The organism is Streptomyces pluripotens, from assembly GCF_000802245.2.
GTDB lineage: Bacteria > Actinomycetota > Actinomycetes > Streptomycetales > Streptomycetaceae > Streptomyces > Streptomyces pluripotens.
Map to the genome: position 1 here is coordinate 5,938,946 of NZ_CP021080.1, position 21,747 is coordinate 5,960,692.

Here is a 21,747-nt window from a genome sequence, read left to right on the forward strand (position 1 = left end):
ACCCTCCTCGCGATCCGGGAGCCGAAAAGCTGTCAGCACCGTCCGACGACCCGATCCAGCCAGGACCTGACCGCCCGCTGGTAGACGCCGGTGTTCGGCGCGAGGTTCAGCCCGTGTCCGGCGTTCGGGAGCAGGAACGCGTCGAAGCTGGGTGCGGAGCTCCAGAACGGTGCCTCCTGAGCGCGCAGGGCCGCCGTCGACGTGCAGTCCTCGTAACCGTCACCGCACATCAGCGGGTCGTGGTCGCCGAGGGCGAACATGACCGGGACGTCGATCGCCTTGCTGACCGAGGGATCGGTGATGAGTGGATCGCTCGCCTCGCTGAAGACGTTGGCGTCCTTGGTGAGTTCGTCCGTGACGAGCACACCCCAGTCCATCGGCTGGTCGGCGTAGAAGACGGTCTCGCGGCTGCCCGGCTTGGTGGTGGCGTAGCCGGCGTCGTACCGGTGCCGGCCGCCGAGCACGGGGTCGGTGTTCGGATCCTGCCCGTTCGCGATGATCGCCTGTGTGCCCGCCGGGTTGTTGTAGTGACCCAAGGCGGTGATCAGCAGTGCGTCGACGTCGTGGAACGTCGATGCCTCGATCTCCGACACCGCGGAGCCGAGGGAGTAACCGGCCATCACCACCTTGCTGAACCTGGTGCCGCCTATTCGGCCGGCCCGCAGGTCCTGTACGACCTTGTGCATGTGGCCGGCCTCGACGGTCAGGTTCAACTGGGAGCTGGGCGGGACGGTGCTGTCACCGGTGCCGAGCCGGTCGACGACGAAGGTGGCGTACCCGGCCCGGTTCAGCATCCGACTGAATGAGTAAGTGTCTGGTTTGTAGGGAAAGTCCCAGTAGTTATGGTTGTAGGTCGCGCCATGCACCATCGTCACCACAGTGCTGGGCCGCCAGCCGGCCGGGCGGCACAACTCGCCCCACATGTGTCCGGTCCCCGAGCCCAGGGGGACGTCGACGGTGGTGGCCTGGCAGACCGGGGTGGTGAGTTCGGCGGCGGGAGCGGAACCCGCGACGCCGGCCGAGAAGAGCGTCACCGCGGCGCACACCGCCGCGACGTTCCGTAATGCGGAGACAGTCCGCTTCTTCATCAAGTTCGCCCTCGCTTCGTCAATTCTGTGGTGATGGGTGGCAGGTTCCGATGGGGTCGATCGGCCATTGCCGTTATCGCCGTTCCCCGTGGGGAGAAAGCGAGGAGAACCCCGGAAATCTGTGTCCTGCGTCGAGTCCCGGCGGCAGCGCAAAGTCCCGTGGCGCTGCGCGGTTCCGCTTGCGGTCAGAAATGGGCGAAAGCGGCCACGCACGCGGTGATTCTCCCCCCGGCCGACCGCAATTGGGCCGGTGATACGGCGCGAGCATAACCCCCCGATGTCGTGCCGGTATACCCTTCCCCGCCATCAGGTTTCCACCCGCGGGAATACCGAGGCGCCCGCTTCCGGTGGTCTGTGCTGCCGATCGCGTGCACGGACCGGACTCGGCGCCGTGCCATTCGCCCGCGGGCGTGGGTCCGGAGCCGTACCGGTCGGTTCGGGTGCTTTACGCGGCGGGACCGCACCGCTTCACGCACCATTCGTCACTCAGCGCCGCGACGGTGGTCATGCGGCAGTGTGCGGTGAAGGAGGCTTCCTCCTCACCGTGCGGAGCATCCCCACCGGGCTCTTGCGGCGCGAAATCCGCTGTGGCCGGGTGGTAGTGGTGAGTGCAGCCCGGGCCCGGTTCCCCGCTTCGTAGGGACCCGCTGGAAGGTTGTTCATCACATCGGCACAACGTCAGTCAGCACGGCTGCCAGCTGCTTGTCCAAGCCTGAGCTTGTAGGGGGGATTGCTGCTACGCGGCGGGTTCCTGTTGCTGCGGCGACTAGGGCGTACCGCTGATGCGGATGCTGTGCGGAGTTGTGCTTCACGGGCTCGGCCAGCGGTCGACCGACCGCGATGATCAGTCGGCAGTGCCGCGCCACCAGGCTGTTGAGGTAGGGGGCGAGCTGGCGGCCGGTCGCGGAGCCTGCGGACAGGCGTTGCAGGTTGACCCGGCCGCTCGGCGTCACCCTCTGCAGCGCTGACCACACCTGTTGCTCCGTCGTCCGGTCCGAGGTGCTGTGTGTGTCGGTCTGAAGGAGACACACCCGCGGTCGGCCGGAGATGTTCTGTGCCGCTGGCGCCTGTGTCGACGTAGTGTTGCCGGAGTCGGGCAGCAGCACCAGTACTGCTGCCGCCACGGCACCGAGGAGGACTGCTGGCAGAACGTAGCGGAGCAGCAGTTGGCGGTACTCGGTCCTCATGAGATGCGTCCTGGTCTTGGCGGGGTAGGGCTGTGCGTGGGGGCTACAGCGCCGGGCGCGAGCCGGTCTGACTTGAGGGGCCTCTTCGCATACTGGGGGCCAGTGAGCTCCCCGGAGGCCGGGCCCACTCCTCGGTCGGCTTCGCTGCGGATAGTGTTCAGGGGGAAGCTTGTCAGTTTTGAGGGGTCCGCCGTCTGCGCAGCGCATAGGCGGCGGCGAGCAGCATTACGGCGCCAACTGCGGCCGAGGCGGGCCACACGGCTGAGGCCACCCCGCCGGACGGGTCCGCTGCGGGTGGTGCGGTCATCAGAGGATTGGAGACTGCGGTCGGCGCGGCGGCAGCAAGGGCCCGACGCGGGTCCACGATGCCGTAGCCGTAGCGTTGGTCACGGGCCTCGCTGGTGCGGCGCTGTGCGGTATTGATCAAGAGGCTGACCACCTGTCCTGCCGTCAGTTCGGGTCGCCGCGCCCAGAGCAGGGCGGCTGTGGCCGAGACGTAGGCGGCGGCATAGCTGGTCCCGTCCGCCTTCACGTACTCACCTTGGTCGTTGGTCGAGTAGATACCCACCGCGGGAGCCGCGAGCGCGATGTCGGGACCGTGCTCGCTGTGCGGCCAGAAGCCGCCCTTGGAGTCGACGCCGGACACGGCGACAACGCCGGGGAGGGCCGCGGGGTACTGGATGGGGTTGCCGCTGGTGCCGTCGTTCCCGGCGGAGGCCACGACCAGTGCGCCGCGGGCCTGGGCGTGCGCCACAGCCGCCCGTACGGCCGGGTAGTCGATTGATGAGCCGATCGACACGTTGATGACCTTCGCTTGGTGGTCCGCCGCGTAGGTGATGCCGTCAGCGAGCAACTGGCTCGCGACGACGCCCTGTTCACTCACGCGGACCGGGAGGATCCGCGCTTGTGGGGCGAGCCCGGTCATGCCCCTGCCGTCGTGGGAGGCACCTGTGCCCGCGATGATCCCGGCGATGGCCGTGCCGTGCGAGACGGTCGCGGTGTCGGTGCGTCCATCGGCGGTGTCACCGGTGAAGTCGGCACCCGGCAGTACGCGTCCCACGAGGTCCGGGTGGTTGGCCTGGACGCCGGTGTCCACGACGGCAACCGTCACCCCCTTTCCCCGGCTGGTGGGCCAGATCCGGTCGGCTGCCAGGTGGCCGCGGTTCAACGGCCATTCCGATCCGCGGATGTCAAGGCCCGACGCGGGAACGGCGGCAAGCATGGGAATCGCGGCAGCCGTCAGGAGGGCCGCAGCACGCACCGCGGCGCGCGGGAGCCGTGACTCGCCGGACGTTCGGGTCATGAGAGGGCCCCTCCTCTTCCTGGCTGTCCCCGGACGGCCCGGGTGTGAGTCAGGCCCGATGCTACTCAACAGCCCCTTCGGCACGTCCCCTTCGGGCTGCAAGCCCGGCCTGATCGTCGGCAAGGCAGAGGCAAAATCCTTGGCGGAGGAATCGGTTGAACATGAACACTCAAGGGTGAACGGTGCATCACCTTCGCAGGTGATCCTTTACGGTTTCGCGCCCGCCTGGTTACGTTCTGGCGGGTCCCGGTCGCGGGACTCGATCGAAGCCTGCCACGGGGGACAGCCATGCGATCATTCTTGTCCGGTCGTGCCTTTCTGCGGGCCGGGCGCTCGCGGTGGCCCAGAGTTTCGCCATCGAGCGGACGGCGATGGGCGGCCATTCTAGCCGTGTGTGCGGTGCTGTTCGTCTCCGGGGTGACCCCGGCTGGCGCACTCACTGCCCGGCTGTCGGCAGCCGCCGCGCTCCCTGCACCTCCCCGGCAGCACCAGGGTTCGGCGCGCGGCCTGCCGCACGCGACCGGTGCCTCGGCAGCCACCAGTGGTCGTCGGGGTCACCGGCCGGGCCGCGACGAACTGCCCGAGCAGCCGCTTTCGCACTCCGGCGGAAAGCCCCGTGTGTCCTTCTCCGGCAAGACGGCCAAGGTCGCACGGGTGCGACGGCTTCCGGCGGCGAAGCAGCGGATCCGGAAGTCGGGCGAGCCGCTCACCGCTCCCGCGGGTGTGCCCGGTGACGGCAGTCACACGGTCGGGGCGGCCGGGGCGAACCCCTCGGGCACGGAGTTGCCTGGTGAACGTGGTGCCAGCACCTCGGTGTTCCGGAACCCCGACGGCACCCTCACCGCTCGCGTCTACAGCCGCCCCGTGCACTACCGCAAGCCCGACGGGTCCTGGGCGGACATCGACACCTCGCTGGTGTCCAGCGGGGGCCGCTGGCATGAGCGGGCCGACGCGCCGAATGCCGAGTTCGCCGCCACGGCCGACGATGGGGTGCTCGTCTCCTATGGTCCGGACGCCGGCCACCGGATCGCCTTCTCGCTCGCGGACTCGGCCCCCGTCCGGGCGAAGGCCGCCGGGAACACGCTGACCTATCCTTCCGCCCGGCCCGACGCCGATGTCGTGTTCGCAGCCGAGGCAGGAGCGGTGAAGGAGTCGCTGGTCCTGCACAGCGCCTCGGCACCCACCACCTGGACCTATCCACTGCAGTTGACCGGGCTCACTCCCGCACTCGCCCCGGACGGCAGTGTCCGGTTCACCGACTCCGACGGCACGGTGCGTGAGACGATGCCGCGCGGCTTCATGGAGGACTCGGCGCTGGATGCGGTCTCCGGGGAGGGCGCCAGGTCCGACGGCGTCACCTATCGCCTGGTGAGCGTGGACGGGGCCCCGGCCCTGCGGATGACGCTCGACAGCGCCTGGCTGCACGACCCTGCCCGCCGGTTCCCCGTGACGGTGGATCCCACCACGACGAACAAGAACGCCGGTTCCAGCACCTATGTGGAGACCGGGTACAGCAACAACAACGCCACCTCCGCCAAGCTGCACGTCGGGTCGTACGACAACGGCATCCACAAGGCCAACACCTACCTGCTGTTCCCGGTCGGCAGTGCCTTCAAGAACGACTACATCGAGAAGGTCTCTCTCTACCTGGACAACATCTGGTCGGGCGGCTGTACCGACGAGCCGGTCTACGTCCACCCCATCACGAGTTCCTGGAACGTCACCTCCATCGACTCGTACCCGGGCCTGTCCTACGGGCACACGATTGGCACGGCCAGTTTCCATGCCGGGTCGAGCTGCGGTGGCGCCAAGTGGGAAGGCATCGACCTCGGGGACAACCCCTCAGCCGCAGGTACCAAGTTGGTCGAGGGATGGGCGCACGGCGGTACCAACCGCGGTCTGGCCGTGACCGCCAACACCTCTGTGGTGGCCGCCTGGAAGCAGTTCGCCTCGGTGAACTCCTCCTACCCGCCGTACCTGTCGATCACCTACAGCCCGTACGGCGCGGACTACTCGGTGAGCTCCAGCTACACCGAGCCGACGGCCAGCCAGCCCGGCTCGCAGAAGGTCACCGTCACCAACCGTGGCACCGCCAGTTGGACCACGTCCAACATGAAACTCAGCTACAAGATCTACACCAACCGTTGGGGTTCGGTGAGCGCCACCCCCGCCAAGACCGCCCTGACCGCGAGCGTCGCTTCCAACGCCTCCACCACGATCACCGGGACCATCGGCGCGCTCCCGCCGGGCCAGTACTACGTGTGCTGGGACATGTCCCTCAACGGCACCACGTCCTTCAACACGAGCTACGCCGTACCGACCGCCCCCTGCCAGCTCATCAACTCCGAGAACACACCCCCGCAGATAGATAAGGCGGCACCTGCCTCCGATGTGACGCTGGGCACCATCACACCTCAGCTGTACGCCAGCGGACACGACCCGGACAACTATCCCGGCACGGGTCTGCAGTACAACTTCGAGGTCTACCAGCGCACAGAGAACACCACCGACGAGGTGGCCACCTCCGGGTGGACCTCGTCGCGGATCTGGACCGTCCCCGCCGGGAAGCTGGACTGGAACCAGACGTACTACTGGACCGTGATGGCCAGCGACACGCTGGGTGATAGCGCCTTCTCCGACGACAGTTACTTCTCCACCGCCGTCCCCCAGCCACTGATCACCTCTCACCTCGGCGACCGGGCCGGCGGACCGGGTGTGCGGAACTTCGACCCTCAGGTGGGGGACTACACCACCACGTCGCAGGACGCCCACGTCAACGTGGTGGGTCCGCCGCTGTCCGTGACCCGTTCCTACAACTCGCTCGACCCACGCACCACCACCTTGTTCGGCGCGGGCTGGTCGACTGCCTACGACATGTCGATCGCACCGGACAGCGACGGCTCCGGCAGCGTGGTGGTGACCTACCCGAACGGCCAGACTGTTCGCTTCGGCCGCAACAGTGACGGCAGTTACACCCCGCCCCAGGGCCAGTTCGCCACCCTGAAGACGATAGGCGGCGGCGGATACAGCATGGTCGCCAAGTCCGGCACCAGCTACCTCTTCGGGCGGCAGTCGGGCTCACGGTGGCAGCTGACCAAGGCGACCGATCGCAACGGCCGCTCCGAGACTCTCGAGTACGCGGCCGACGGAACGCTGACCACGGTCACCAGCGACTCCAGCGGTCGGGCGCTCCACCTCACCTGGGACTCCGGACACCGTCACGTCGTCCAGGTCGCCACTGACGCCGCCGACGGGCAGCACCCGTCGACCGCCCAGATCTGGCACTACGCCTACGACGGCGACGACCTGACGACGGTGTGCCCACCCGCCTCCAGCACCGCCTGCACCCGCTACAGCTACACCAGTGGTGCCGCCTCCGGCTCGCACTACCGCTCGTCGGTGATCGACGCCGCCCCCGAGGCCTACTGGCGCCTGGGCGAGAGCTCCGGCACCACGGCTGCCAGCCAGGTCCTGGTCAACGAGGGCACCGACAAGGGCACCTACCACCGCGGTGTGACCCTCGGCACGGCCGGCCCGCTGCCCGGCTCGCCGACCACAGCCGCCACGTTCGACGGCTCCAGCGGGCACGTCACGGTACCGGCCGGTCTGCTGCACCATGGAACAAGTCGGGCGGTGAGCCTGTGGTTCAAGACCTCCGCACCGGGCGTGCTGATCGGCGACCAGTCGGTGGCCATCGACGGCACCTCCACCGCGTCCGGTTCCTGGGACCCGGTCCTGTACGTGGGCTCCGACGACAAGGTGCACGGCCACTGGTGGAGCGTCAGCGGCTCCGGCAGTGCCGCTTTCGGCTCGGCCGGCACGGTGACCGACAACGCCTGGCACCACGTTGTGCTCAGCTCCGACGGCACCACCCAGACGCTATACCTGGACGGTACGAAGCAGGCCACGTTCTCCGGCGCCCCCAACGACCAGTCCAACACCCTCACCTACATCGGCGCCGGCTACGCCAAGTACTGGATCGACGCGCCGGCGGAGGTCAGCTATTTCCGCGGCTCCATCGCCGAGGTCGCCTTCTACTCCCACGCGCTCGGCAGCCCGGCCGTTCAGGAGCAGTACGCCACGGGGAACCGAGCCGCCCAGGAACTCACCGGGATCACCCTGCCGTCCGGCAAGTCCGCCCTGCAGGTGGCCTATGACGCCGCCACCGACCGGGCGACACAGGTGACCGACGCCGACGGAGGCGCCTGGAAGCTCGGGACGCCCACGGTGAGCGGCTCCAGCTCCTCCTACCGCGGTGCTGTCCTCTCCCATGGGCCGACCGACCTGTGGCCGCTCGACGACACGTCCGGTACAGACGCCGTCAACCAAATCTACAAGCAGCACGTCGGCTGGTACTTCCCCGACGGCAACGGCGTCTACCACGACGTCACGTTGGGCTCAGCCGGCATGTTCCCGGGGCTGACGGACAAGGCAGCCGCGTTCAACGGCTCCACCTCCTATGTCAGCCTCGCCGACGGGCAGCGCCTGGCGGAACTGGAGGACGAGTCGGAGTTCAGCGCCGAGCTCTGGTTCAAGACCACCCACAGCGGCGTGCTCTTCGGCGGCCAGCAAGACGCCCTCGGCACCACGACCGCGGATCCCGCCACCTCCTCCCTGATCTACGTGGGGAGCGACGGCAAGCTGTACGGGCAGTGGAGCGACGGCCAGATCTCCCCGATGCAGTCCGGCGCCAAGGTCGACGACGGCACATGGCACCAGGTCGTGATGACCATGGGCGACGACGGGCAGCAGCTGTACCTGGACGGAACACGAGCCGACGACCGCAGCGGCGGAGGCTGGAACGATCTCAGTTACTTCTACCTGTACCTCGGCGCCGGGTACATCGCCGGCAACTGGCCCGCCCAGCCAACCGACCACCAAGGTCACTTCAACGGCTCCCTGTCCCAGGTCGCCTTCTACAGCCCCGGCCTCACCGCGGACCAGGTCGCCGAGGACTACGCCGCTCGCGCCGCCGCCTCCGGCTCGGCCCTCCCCGCCACCAGCGTCAAGGTCACCGACCCGGCCGGTCACCAGCTCGCCTACACCTACGACCCCACGCACTCCGGGCGGATGACCGCCTCCGCGGATGCACTCGGCCACACCACCCACTACACCTACGACACCGCCGGTTTCCTGCACACGACCACCGACCCCGACGACAACCAGGTGGTCACCGGACACAACACCCGTGGCGACGTGGTGTCCGAATCGAAGAACGGCCGCACCACCTACCGCACCTACCCCGCCGACGGCACCTACCCGGCCACCGACCCGCGCACCGACGAGCCGCTCTCGGCCTCGGATGCGCGCTCCTCCGGCCCGTCGGACACCACCTACACCACCACCTACACCTACTCCGCCACCGGCGACCTCCTGACCAGCACCGCACCGCCGACCGCCGACACCGTGGACGGCCGCACCATCAAGCACACCTACACCACCGGAACCGAGACCGCGGTCGGTGGCGGCACCGAACCACCGGGGCTGCTGGCAGCCACCACCGCAGCCGGCGGCGGCATCACCCGCTACGGCTACGACAGCGCCGGCGACCTCGCAGAGTTGACCCTTCCCTCAGGGCTGCGCACCACCTACAGCTACGACGGCGTCGGCCGGGAGACCAGCCGGACCCAGTACTCCGACAGCTACCCGGCGGGCATCACCTCCACCACCGCCTACGACCAGAACGGCCGCATCCTCACCACCAACGGACCCGCGACCACCGACGCGGTCACCGGCACCGTCCACACCCCCCGCACCGCCTACACCTACGACGACGACGGCGACCTGCTGACCACAGCCGTCTCCGACACGACCGGCGGCGACAGCACCCGCACCACCAGCAGCACCTACGACGACCACGACCGGCCCAAGTCGACCACCGACCCGCTCAACCGCACCACCTCTTACGGCTACGACGACTTCGGCCAGGAGACCACGAGGACCGACCCGGCCGGCAACGTCTACAGCTACCGCTACACCGCCACCCACCACCTCGCCACCACCACCCTCAAGGGATGGACCGGTGACCCCGCGTCCCCCGGTACCCCCAAGGACCTGGTGCTGGAATCCGACGCCTACGACCCTGCCGGCGCACTCTCCTCCCGCACCGACGCGATGGGCCGCACCCTCGACTACGGCTGGACCCGCGACTACCTCCTCACGGAGATCGACACCGACGACGGCATCCCGGTGCTCCGCAACGGTTGGGATCCGGCAGGCCACCTGACCCACCAGATCCGCTACGGCTTCAACGGACCGTTCCAGACCGGCATCAACACCTCGTACACGGTGGACGCCGACGGCTACACCACCCAGGTTGAGGGCCCGGACGGGGTCACCGATTCCTACGCCTACGATGCCGACGGCAACATCGCCGGCCGTACCCGCAGCGACGGCACCACCACCGAGCAGACCGACTTCCACCACGACACCTCTGGGAACCTCCTCTCGCAGCAGGTGCACAGCGGCTCCGACACCCTCACCACCGCCTGGACCTACGACCAGCGCGGCCTGCAGCTGACCGAGACCGACCCGCGCGGCAACGTCACGGGCGCCGACGCCGCCGCCTACACCACGCACTACGGCTATGACGAAGCCGGACAGCAGGTGTCCATCACCGAACCGTCGGTCGAGGCCGAGAGCGACGGCGCCGCGCCCCAGGCGGTCCACCCGATCACCCTCACCGGCTACGACACCTTCGGCGACGTCACCTCCAGCGACGACCCCGACGGCAACATCACCACCTACACCTACGACGACGCCGGCCAGCAGACCGCCGTCTCCCAGCCCCGCTACTCCGCACCCGGCACCACCACCCCCATCACCCCCACCCTGACCCGGACCTTCGACCCCCTCGGCCGCGTCACCGCCGTCACCGACCCCACCGGTGCCACGACCGAACCCACCTGGGACCAGCTCGGAAACCTCACCGAGGTCACCGGCCCCCAGGTCGCCGGCACGGCCCCCGTCTGGCAGTTCAGCTACGACGCCGACGGCGAGCAGCTGTCTGCCACCGACCCGACCGGCGCCCAGACCCAGAGCACCTACGACCAGTTCGGCAACCCGCTCACCTCCACCCAGCTGGTCCGCGGCCCCACCCCCCAGACCCTCACCACCCACTACGCGTACGACGAGCTCCAACACCTCAGCTCGGTCACCGACCCTGCGGGCAACGAGACCGACTACTCCGTCGACCCGGCAGGCCGCACCACCTCGATGACCGATCCGCTCGGGCGGGAGACCGACTTCTCCTACGACCTCGACGGACGCCCCACCAGAACGACGCACCCCGACGGAACGGCAGAGACCAGCAGCTACGACCCGGCCGGCTATCTGATCTCCAGCAGCGACCTGGACGCCACGGGAAAGACGCTGCGCACCAGCGCCTGGACCGTCGATCCGGCCGGAAACGCCATCACGGCCACCGACGCCAACGGTGACACCACCCACTTCACCTACGACGCCCTGGACCAGCTGACCTCGCAGACCGAACCGGTCTCCGCCACCACCTCCATCACCACCACCTTCGGCTATGACGCGGCCGGCAACCGAACCCGCTACACCAGCGGCAAAGGCAACGCCACCGTGTACACCTACAACACCCTCGGCCTGCCGGAATCCACCGTGGAACCCCCGACCACGGCCTACCCCGACCCCGGGCAGCGCAGCTTCACCACCGCCTACGACGCCGACGGCCGACCGGTCAGGTACACCCAGCCCGGCGACGTCACCCAGACGTACACCTACGACGCGCTCGGCAGGCTCACCACCGAGACCGGCAACGGAGCCGAAGCCGCAGCGGCCACTCGGACCTTCGGCTACGACCTCGCCGGCCGGCTCACCTCCGTGAGCGCCCCCGGTGGCGCCGACAGCTACACCTACGACGACCGCGGCCTGAGGCTCACCGCCTCCGGCCCCTCCGGCGACAGCTCCTACAACTACGACACCAGCGGCCGGCTCACCTCCCGCACCGATGCCGCAGGCACCGCCGCCTTCGCCTACGACGCCGATGGCCAACTGACCGCCGCCACAGACCCGGCCACCGGCACACGCATCACCTACGCCTACAACACCCTCGGCCAGCGGACCGGGGCCACCTACGGCGCCTCCGGCGCCACCCGCGCCTACAGCTACGACCACCTGCACCAGCTCACCGGCGATACCCTCAAGACGCCCACCGGAGCAGTCGAGGCATCCGTCACCTACGGCTACGACGCCGATGGACACCTCACGAACAAGACCACCGCAGGCACTGCCGGAGCCGCGTCCAACACCTACAGCTATGACAAGGCCGGCCGGCTGACCAGCTGGAACGACGGCACCACCACCATGTCGTACGGCTACGACGCGGACGGCAACCGCACCAGTGCTGGTGACCAGACCGCCAGCTACGACCAGCGCGACCAACTGCTCAGCGCCGGCGACACCACGTACACCCGCACCGCACGCGGCACTCTCTCCGCCACCACCACCGGAGCGGTCACCACCACCTCCAGCTACGACGCCTTCAACCAGCAGATCTCCCAGGGGAACACCAGCTACAGCTACGACGCCCTCGGACGCACCGCGACCGCTGGCAGCCACACCTTCGCCTACGACGGCACCGGCCTCGACCCGGTCAGCGACGGCAGCGAAACTTACGGTCGCGGCATCGGCGGAGACCTGCTCGGCATCAACCAGGGCGGCACCGCGACCCTGGCGCTCACCGACCGCCACGACGACCTCACCGGCACCTTCACCGCCACCGGCACGGCACTCTCCGGCTCCACCGCCTACGCCCCCTTCGGCGACCGCACCGCCTCCGCCGGCACCCAGCACGATCTCGGCTACCAGGGCGGGTGGACCGACCCGGCAAGCGGCCAGGTCGACGCGGGCTCACGCTGGTACGACTCCTCCACCGGTACCTTCACCAGCCGGGACAGCTACACCCTGGCGCCGTTCCCGTCCACCGCAGCCAACCGCTTCGCCTACGGCCTCGACGACCCGCTGGACCAGGCCGATCCCGACGGCCACAGCAGCTGCAATCCCGGCGCCGGCTCAGGATCCCCCACCGGCCGGGGACCACGCCCCGGCGGCCGCCCCGGCGGCCAGGCCCGCAGCCGCGCCCGCACGTCGCACGCCCAGCACCACCCCACTTACTCCTACGACGACGGCCACGAGGCCTGGGCGGAAGCGAACTACGAGTACCGGCGGACTCATGTCGCCACCGACGACGGCCACGAGGCTTGGGCCAGGTACAACTACGAGCACTATTTCGACAACTACGACTTCAGTGGGGGATACGGCGGCTACGGCGGTTCCGGATATGCATATGCATACGGCTACGCCTACGCCTACGCCTACGCGCTCGCCGAAGCCGAGGCGATGGAGTTCGAACTCGCCGCCGACTACTCCAGCCAGAACGTCATTGCCTCCGGCCAGTCGGAGGACATCTGCGGCGAGGAAGACCCGGGCCCGCCCCCGCCGAACTCCGACGACGGCCTGCGGGAGGACCCCGGCAAACGACCCACCGGCCAAGCCGCGGGCAAGGGAAGCACAGCCCAGAACGGCACCAAGACCGCCGGCGACGGACCTTCCGACCAGGCTCCCGTCACCACCACCCAGGGCAAGGCAAACCCGGCCGAAGGAGCGGCAACCGCCAAAGCCACCTACCATCCCACCCACGAGAGCACCACCGAGAACACCGGACTGCCGGAATCCTCCTCCCCCGACGAACCTGGCTCCGCGGGCAAGGCAGGGGAAAGCTGCGCCGCTGCGCTGGGGCACGGCACGTGCACCGCGGATGGCGAGTCGACTCAACCTGTCTACGTCTGGCGACCTGGCCGGCATCCGCAGATCGACACCGACCCCCAGGGTTCCCTCCCTGAGGACCAGATCGTCCGGTCCGCACAGGCCACAGAGGCTGGAACCCACATCTTCGTGCAGAAGCTGGACGGTTCGGTACTGGCGATGAACGAGTCGTTGTACGAGGAGGGCGTTTTCGATCCGGAGGCCGACTGGCCGGGACACACGACACTGGCGGACCACGAACCGGTGCTCTTCGCTGGTGGTTTCACCGCGGATGCGGAAGGAAACGTGCTGGAGATGACGAACGGCTCAGGCCACTACCAGCCCGGTAGTTATGCTCCCGCCTACAACGAGGCGGACTACATGCCGCTGCGCGACGTGGCCGCGCGAGCGCTTCGGGGCTTTGGGCTCACCGTCAACGAGGACACCGTCTGGAGTCCGTGGCCCGTGCGAAATTAGCGTTACGGCAGTGTGGCCCGAAGGCGTGGCTCCCCGGTGCGATGATGTCCGGTCACCGGCTCCGGGAGCCGCGCTCTCCCCGCCGTCGATTCCGTTTCGATGTAGGACATGAGGTGACACCGTGGCGAGTCATCCGGGGTTCGGCGTGCTTCTGACCCGGCTTCTGGAACGCCGCCGGGCGGATATCGCGTGGTTGTCGGCGGCATCCGGCATCTCGGAAACCGAACTCCACTCGATGGCATCGGGCACGCCGCCGCTGGCTTCGCAGCTCAAGGACCTCGGCCCCGCGCTAGGTTTCCACGTGGCCGATCTCTACGTGCTAGCCAACACCCCGGTGCCGGAAGCCCTCGCTCCCCGGGACCCGGCTGCGGGATCCGTAGTCGCGGACCTGATCCGGATCACCATGGCACTGCCGTCGGACCAGAGAACCTGCGTCCACCGGCTGGTCGATGAGCTGCCAGTGGAGTTGGAAGGACGTCGGTCAGCTCAGCCCTTCGCGTACGACCAGCAGGAGGCGGGCTGCGGGGCGATGCTCGCCAACCTACTGTGCGGCAACCGGAACCTGCACTCCTTGACGGCTGCGGCGAAGACCCTGGCCCTGCTCACCGAAGGTCGCGTGTACCTGGCCCCCTCCACCATCAGCGGCATCGGGAGGGGGCGCGTTCCGCTGACGCCGGACCGGGTGGCGGGCTTCGCGTCCGCTCTCGGTATCCGAGCCGGCGACCTCGCCGCCGTCACTGACGTCGAACTCCTCGAGCCGTCGCAGCCCGACGACCCGCTGGCGGCTGACATGGCCGGGCTGCTGTGGGATTGTCGAAAGCTGACGGCCGATCAGGCCAACTGGGTACGCGACACAGCGGAGTCGATGCTCGTGGCAGTGCCCGACGATGCCTCTGACGAGGATTGGAATCGTGTCCATCACCACCACGGGAAATGGTGGGGCGCGCCGAGGCGGTGAAGGCCGCGGTTTCTCCGAGCCGGGTGGGCGTCAGGTGTCGGGTTTGGAGGGTCTGGCACGTCGGCGGGACGGGCGGTCTCCACGCGAAGGCGGTGGAACCCCCGGCGGACCCGGGCCGGGACGCGCCTGCGTGGCTCGGTGGGCCGTTCCTGGGGGCGGCGGAGGTCTTCGGTGAGGGTCGGGCGAGGCGGAGCTGGGCGTGGGCGGCGGAGATCAGCCACGTCCACAGGTCTGCGGCGTGCGGATCGCGGACCTTGGGGACGGTCCGGCCTAGGGTCCGCTTGAACAGCCGGAAGGCATGTTCAAGAGAAACCGCGGAGGAACGCCTGCCGGCGCAGGTCGACGTTTGCGCCGGTCATGCCGGTATGCGAGGACCACAGCCGCACCGGCTTGGGGCCGCGGTCGCCAGGCAGGTTCTCGACCGTTGTGGGAGCGTGTTCTGCCCCGAGCAGAGGCAGGGGCGTCAGTCATGACGCTTTGGGTGCCCGTACGCGGGGCAGTGAGCCGGTAAAAGGCCCTGACCTGGCCCTTCTCCCGGACTCGCTCCGGCCGACAAGATGACGCCTTTGGCTCCGGCCAAAGTCCCGGAGAAGTCCCAGAGGCGCCGCCACGCCCCCTCATGCCGTGCGTTTACGTAGGTCAGAAGGGATATGGCGGCGTCTGTTCTGAGGACCGTCAGATGTCCCGGAAGATCTCGATCTGCGCCCCGACCGAGTTCAGGCGCTCGGCCAGGTCCTCGTAACCCCGGTTGATGACGTACACGTTGCGCAGCACCGACGTACCTTCGGCCGCCATCATCGCCAGTAGGACGACGACCGCGGGTCGCAGAGCCGGCGGACACATCATCTCGGCGGCGCGCCAGCGTGTCGGGCCTTCGACGAGTACCCGGTGCGGGTCCAGGAGTTGCAGTCGGCCACCGAGGCGGTTGAGGTCCGTCAGGTAGATCGCGCGGTTGTCGTAGACCCAGTCGTGGATGAGGGTCTGGCCCGACGCGACGGCGGCGATGGCCGCGAAGAAGGGGACGTTGTCGATGTTCAGGCCCGGGAACGGCATCGGGTGGATCTTGTCGATCGGCGCCTCCAGCTTGGAGGGCCGGACCGTGAGGTCCACCAGACGGGTGCGGCCGTTGTCCGCGTAGTACTCGGCGCTGCGGTCGTGGTCGAGGCCCATCTCCTCAAGGACCGCAAGCTCGATCTCCAGGAACTCGATGGGTACCCGGCGGACCGTCAGTTCCGACTCCGTCACGACGGCAGCGGCCAGCAGGCTCATCGCCTCGACCGGGTCCTCGGAGGGGGAGTAGTCGACATCGACGTCGATGTTCGGCACGCCGTGCACGGTCAGCGTGGTGGTGCCGATGCCCTCGACCTTGACGCCCAGCGCCTCCAAGAAGAAACACAGGTCCTGGACCATGTAGTTGGACGAAGCGTTGCGGATGACCGTCGCACCGTCGTGTCGGGCGGCGGCCAGCAGCGCGTTCTCGGTGACCGTGTCGCCCCGCTCGGTCAGCACGATCGGCCGGTTGGGTCGGACCGTGCGGTCCACCTGCGCGTGGTACTGGCCCTCCGTGGCCGCGATGTCCAGACCGAACCGGCGCAGCGCGATCATGTGCGGTTCGATGGTCCGCGTGCCCAGGTCGCAGCCGCCGGCGTACGGCAGCTTGAAGTGGTCCATGCGGTGCAGCAGGGGACCGAGGAACATGATGATCGAGCGGGTCCGCACGGCGGCGTCCGCGTCGATCGCCCCCATCTCCAACTCGGCCGGCGGTACCAGTTCCAGATCGACGCCGTCGTTGATCCAGCGGGTGCGCACGCCGATCGAGTTGAGCACCTCCAGCAGGCGGTACACCTCCTCGATCCGCGCCACCCGGCGCAGCACCGTGCGCCCCTTGTTCAGCAGTGAGGCACACAGCAGCGCCACACAGGCGTTCTTGCTGGTCTTCACGTCGATGGCACCGGACAGCCGACGGCCGCCCACCACCCGCAGATGCATCGGACCCGCGTAGCCGAGCGAGACGATCTCGCTGTCCAGAGCCTCGCCGATTCGGGCGATCATCTCAAGACTGATGTTCTGGTTGCCGCGTTCGATGCGGTTGACCGCGCTCTGGCTGGTGCCGAGTGCCTCCGCGAGCTGCGCTTGTGTCCAGCCGCGGTGTTGCCGGGCGTCGCGGATGAGCTTGCCGATGCGTACGAGGTAGTCGTCTGACATGAGGCTGAGGCTATCTCAGATATGAGATGGCGCTCGCTGGGGGGTCTGTTCGGGTGACGGGAAGTCAGTGACCAGCAGGTTTACGGTTAGTCTGGAATGTCGGAAGAGATGTTATCTGTGTGGTTGTGATCGTGTGTGAGGCTCGTGCTGCGGGTGGCTTTAGCCGGTTTCGGCGTGCACGGGCAGCGCGGTTCGAGGGCGTGGCTGCGGTGCCGCCGTTTCGTTGGTCGCGCGGTGAACGCCACTTCTCCGGCTGGTGCTGGGCGGCGGCGACCGGGCGGCATGTCGGTTTGGAGCCGTGGCTGGAGCGGGACCGGCTCCTGCTGATGGACTTCGATCACGGGGTGGTGGGGATCGCCTCGCAGCCGTTCTGGCTGCGCTGGCGCGACGGCGAGCGTGAGTGTCGGCGCGCTCTGGACTACGTCGTACGCCGCGCGGACGGCTCTGCGGCGGTGGGTGATGTCTGAGCCGATGAGCGGAACGGGCCGAGGGGCGCGGAGGCGTTCGAGGTGACCCGCCTGGCCCATCCTCGCCACGTGCCGCACCTCCGGCACCCGTTCTCCCTCGGATGTTGCACCGACCGGGAGGTAGCAGTTGATCTGCGGAGCGTCCGTGTCTTCAGGGTGTGCGACGGCATCCGGTGCCCCGGCTTCGGCGGCCTGGCCGGGCGAGTCCCCGAAGCGCGGTGCAGGAGCCCTGAGCCATGGCCAGGCTCCGGGGATGCATGCTTCGGGCCGGGGTCGGCTGCGACATGTGGGTGAGCCGGGTGCCGCCCTTCGCCCGCACCCGTACGTGGCCGCCCCCTTCTGGGCGGTTTCGGTGGTCACCCGGCCGAGTCCGGTGGGCACGGGTCCAGGCGCCTCGGCGTCCGCCGGCCAACGGATGAGGTCGCCGTGTGTCAGCAGCGCCTGTCCTTGGCGGGATCCGCCCCAGCCGGTACAGCCCCCCCGATGCCACCAATGCGACCACCTGCGCGACCAGGTTCACTGAGACGGATGGCCGAACGACTGGGTTCGCTGAGCAAACGCCTCGAATGGATGAGAGCGCGCACGACACGTCCGGGCATGACCATCCCGCCCCCATGTACTAGTGTTATCTCGACATCGAGATATCTGGCGAGGCGCACCGTAGCTGCCACCCAGTAAGGGATGCCTAACTTAGCCTTACCTTAGCGGAACGGTCGAGAGGGCGTGGCGGCACGATTGACGGTGGTACGCGCACATCAATGAAGGAGACTGTCGTGTCGGCGAACAGCTTCGACGCCCGCAGCACGCTGCAGGTGGGCGACGAGTCGTACGAGATCTTCCGGCTGGACAAGGTGGAGGGCTCGGCCCGCCTGCCGTACAGCCTCAAGATCCTGCTGGAGAACCTGCTCCGCACGGAGGACGGCGCCAACATCACCGCCGACCACATCCGCGCCCTCGGTGGCTGGGACTCCCAGGCCCGGCCCGCCCAGGAGATCCAGTTCACGCCGGCCCGCGTGATCATGCAGGACTTCACCGGCGTCCCCTGCGTCGTGGACCTCGCTACGATGCGTGAGGCCGTGAAGGAACTGGGCGGCGACCCGGCGAAGATCAACCCGCTGGCGCCGGCCGAGCTGGTCATCGACCACTCGGTCATCGCCGACAAGTTCGGCACCAGTGAGGCCTTCAAGCAGAACGTCGAGCTGGAGTACGGCCGCAACAGGGAGCGCTACCAGTTCCTGCGCTGGGGCCAGACCGCCTTCGACGAGTTCAAGGTCGTCCCGCCGGGCACCGGCATCGTCCACCAGGTCAACATCGAGCACCTCGCCCGTGTGGTCATGGTGCGCGACGGCAAGGCCTACCCGGACACCCTGGTCGGTACCGACTCACACACCACCATGGTGAACGGCCTCGGCGTCCTCGGCTGGGGCGTCGGCGGCATCGAGGCCGAGGCGGCCATGCTCGGGCAGCCGGTGTCGATGCTCATCCCGCGGGTCGTCGGCTTCAAGCTGACCGGCGAGCTGCAGCCCGGCACCACCGCCACCGACCTCGTGCTCACCATCACCGAGATGCTGCGCAAGCACGGCGTCGTCGGCAAGTTCGTGGAGTTCTACGGCGAGGGCGTGGCGGCCACGTCGCTCGCCAACCGCGCCACCATCGGCAACATGTCGCCGGAGTTCGGCTCCACCGCCGCGATCTTCCCGATCGACGACGAGACCCTGAACTACCTGCGGCTGACCGGCCGCTCCGAGCAGCAGGTTGCGCTCGTCGAGGCCTACGCCAAGGAGCAGGGCCTCTGGCTGGACCCGAAGGCGGAACCCGACTTCTCCGAGAAGCTGGAGCTGGACCTGTCGACGGTCGTGCCGTCCATCGCCGGGCCGAAGCGTCCGCAGGACCGCATCGTCCTCGCCAATGCTGCCGAGCAGTTCAAGGTGGACGTCCGCAACTACGTCGACGTCGTGGAGGAGGCGGACCAGGAGTCCTTCCCGGCCTCGGACGCCCCCGCCCTGCACCCCAACGGCAGTGCCCCGTCCAACCCGGTCCCGGTCACCGCCCCCGACGGCACGACCTACGAGTTGGACCACGGTGCGGTGACGGTCGCAGCCATCACCTCTTGCACCAACACCTCCAACCCGTACGTCATGATCGGCGCCGCGCTGGTCGCCAAGAAGGCGGTCGAGAAGGGCCTCGCCCGCAAGCCGTGGGTCAAGTCCACCCTCGCCCCGGGGTCGAAGGTCGTCACCGACTACTTCGAGAAGGCCGGCCTCACGCCGTACCTGGACAAGCTGGGCTTCAACCTCGTCGGTTACGGCTGCACCACCTGCATCGGCAACTCCGGCCCGCTGCCGGAGGAGGTCTCCAAGGCCGTCAACGAGCACGACCTCGCGGTCACCTCGGTCCTCTCCGGCAACCGGAACTTCGAGGGCCGCATCAACCCCGACGTCAAGATGAACTACCTGGCGTCCCCGCCGCTGGTCGTCGCGTACGCCATCGCGGGCTCCATGAAGGTGGACATCACCCGTGAGGCCCTGGGCACCGACCAGGACGGCAACCCGGTCTACCTGAAGGACATCTGGCCGACCGAGGCTGAGGTCAACGAGGTCGTCGCGAGCGCCATCGGCGAGGACATGTTCGAGAAGTCCTACTCGGACGTCTTCGCGGGCGACGCCCAGTGGCAGTCCCTGCCGATCCCCACCGGCGACACCTTCGAGTGGAGCGCCGAGTCCACCTACGTCCGCAAGCCCCCGTACTTCGAGGGCATGGGGATGGAGCCGGCCCCGGTCGAGGACATCGCCGGCGCCCGGGTCCTGGCGAAGCTGGGCGACTCGGTCACCACCGACCACATCTCCCCGGCCGGCGCGATCAAGGCCGACACCCCGGCCGGCACGTACCTCACCGAGCACGGTGTGGAGCGTCGTGACTTCAACTCCTACGGCTCGCGCCGGGGCAACCACGAGGTCATGATCCGCGGCACCTTCGCCAACATCCGCCTGCGCAACCAGATCGCGCCGGGGACGGAAGGCGGCTACACCCGCGACTTCACCCAGGAGGGCGGGCCGGTCTCCTTCATCTACGACGCCGCGCAGAACTACCAGGCGGCCGGTACCCCGCTGGTCGTCCTGGCCGGCAAGGAGTACGGTTCCGGCTCGTCCCGGGACTGGGCCGCCAAGGGCACCGCCCTGCTCGGGGTGAAGGCCGTCATCGCGCAGTCCTACGAGCGCATCCACCGTTCGAACCTCATCGGCATGGGCGTCCTGCCGCTGCAGTTCCCCGAGGGTGCCTCCGTCGAGTCCCTCGGTCTGACCGGAGAGGAGAGCTTCTCCATCGCCGGTGTGACCGAGCTGAACGGCGGCAGCACGCCGCGCACGGTCAAGGTCACCACCGACACCGGCGTGGAGTTCGACGCGGTCGTCCGCATCGACACCCCCGGTGAGGCCGACTACTACCGCAACGGCGGCATCCTGCAGTACGTGCTGCGCAGCCTGATCCGCAAGTAGGCGAGCGAGCGGGCTCACGGCACCGCGCTCAAGGGCCGCACCCCCGGTTCACGGGGTGCGGCCCTTCCGCATGGGGAAATACTCCCTGTCCACGTGGCTGCCGCAGCCACGCTACGGGCCGGCCGATGCTCAGGGCGGACCCGGTGGCCGTGCGCACCGGGTCCGCGAGCCGGGCAGGTGAGGGGGGTGGGTGTCCTGCCCGGGTGGTGATGGCTTGTAGGGCCGACATGGTGTGCGACAGCGTTGTCGCATGGTCTGTACATGACTTTACCGCCTCAACGGACAACGATGTCAACCTGGTTGAGGTAGCCCGAAAGGGTGATTAGGGCGCGTGCCTGCGCAGAGGCGTGGGGTCCTCCGTGGCACTGGTGGCGCACGTTGCTGTCCCTGCGGCTTGTGCGACCCGGGTGGTGCCACGGAGCAGGTGCAACGGGCCAGGTCAGGAAGAGTCCGCAAGGTCATGCCGCACCATGCTGCACTGTGCACCAGGCCGCACGGAGGCCGCACGGAGGTTGCACTCACGGTGAACCCCGGTGTCTATCACACCGGTAGCGCGGGGGCGCCGCGCTCGGCGGACGGGCCCTGCCGCTCGCCGACGTGCGAGGCACCTTCCTCCTCGGCGGGCTGCTGACCATCGGGGCCTGCGCGATGTTATCCCGCGGGCGGCCGTTGCACGCCCAGGCCACAGCGTCCGACTCCCGCAGGACGCGGGCCTGCATGTGTTCACCCTGGTCACCGGCTGGTCCGGCGCACGGGAGGGGGCGGACCCGGTGCTCCAACGGGCCCGTCCCCCCCCCGGC

At 68.6% G+C, this 21,747-nt stretch carries 8 protein-coding genes; 4 read left to right on the forward strand and 4 right to left on the reverse strand.

What is annotated here, in order from left to right; genetic code table 11:
• Window positions 1-32: 32 nt before the first annotated feature.
• The 3 genes from LK06_RS26435 to LK06_RS26445 form a co-directional block, all read right to left on the reverse strand.
• On the reverse strand, window positions 33-1,088 hold the full coding sequence (locus LK06_RS26435; RefSeq protein WP_078858823.1) for an alpha/beta hydrolase: 1,056 nt from the start codon (window positions 1,086-1,088) through the stop codon (window positions 33-35).
• A 662-nt stretch (window positions 1,089-1,750) separates the two neighbouring features.
• Window positions 1,751-2,275, reverse strand: a complete 525-nt coding sequence (locus LK06_RS26440) for a type 1 periplasmic-binding domain-containing protein (protein ID WP_039648030.1) — start codon at window positions 2,273-2,275, stop codon at window positions 1,751-1,753.
• 172 nt (window positions 2,276-2,447) lie between these two features.
• Window positions 2,448-3,578, reverse strand: coding sequence for a S8 family serine peptidase (locus LK06_RS26445; protein ID WP_052318905.1), 1,131 nt, complete (start codon window positions 3,576-3,578; stop codon window positions 2,448-2,450).
• Between the two features lie 390 nt (window positions 3,579-3,968).
• On the opposite strand from LK06_RS26445, the gene LK06_RS34945 reads away from it, so the two are divergent.
• Together LK06_RS34945 and LK06_RS26500 are read left to right on the forward strand one after the other, a co-directional pair.
• Entirely contained in the window at window positions 3,969-13,823 is a 9,855-nt protein-coding gene (locus LK06_RS34945) for a LamG-like jellyroll fold domain-containing protein (protein WP_159025341.1), read from the forward strand.
• Between the two features lie 121 nt (window positions 13,824-13,944).
• Entirely contained in the window at window positions 13,945-14,781 is an 837-nt protein-coding gene (locus tag LK06_RS26500; RefSeq protein ID WP_052318904.1) for a hypothetical protein, read from the forward strand.
• A gap of 675 nt (window positions 14,782-15,456) precedes the next feature.
• On the opposite strand, the gene LK06_RS26510 is transcribed toward LK06_RS26500, so the two are convergent.
• Window positions 15,457-16,986 (reverse strand): helix-turn-helix domain-containing protein, encoded by a 1,530-nt coding sequence (locus LK06_RS26510; RefSeq protein ID WP_043433366.1) that lies wholly within the window; start codon window positions 16,984-16,986, stop codon window positions 15,457-15,459.
• A gap of 131 nt (window positions 16,987-17,117) precedes the next feature.
• Here LK06_RS26510 and LK06_RS26515 point away from each other — a divergent pair, with 131 nt between their 5' ends.
• Window positions 17,118-17,453, forward strand: a complete 336-nt coding sequence (locus LK06_RS26515; RefSeq protein WP_267894076.1) for a TnsA-like heteromeric transposase endonuclease subunit — start codon at window positions 17,118-17,120, stop codon at window positions 17,451-17,453.
• Window positions 17,454-18,226: 773 nt separating this feature from the next.
• A complete protein-coding gene (gene acnA, locus LK06_RS26520; protein ID WP_039648025.1) occupies window positions 18,227-20,947 on the forward strand; it encodes an aconitate hydratase AcnA in 2,721 nt (906 codons plus the stop codon).
• The last annotated feature ends 800 nt before the right edge of the window (window positions 20,948-21,747 follow it).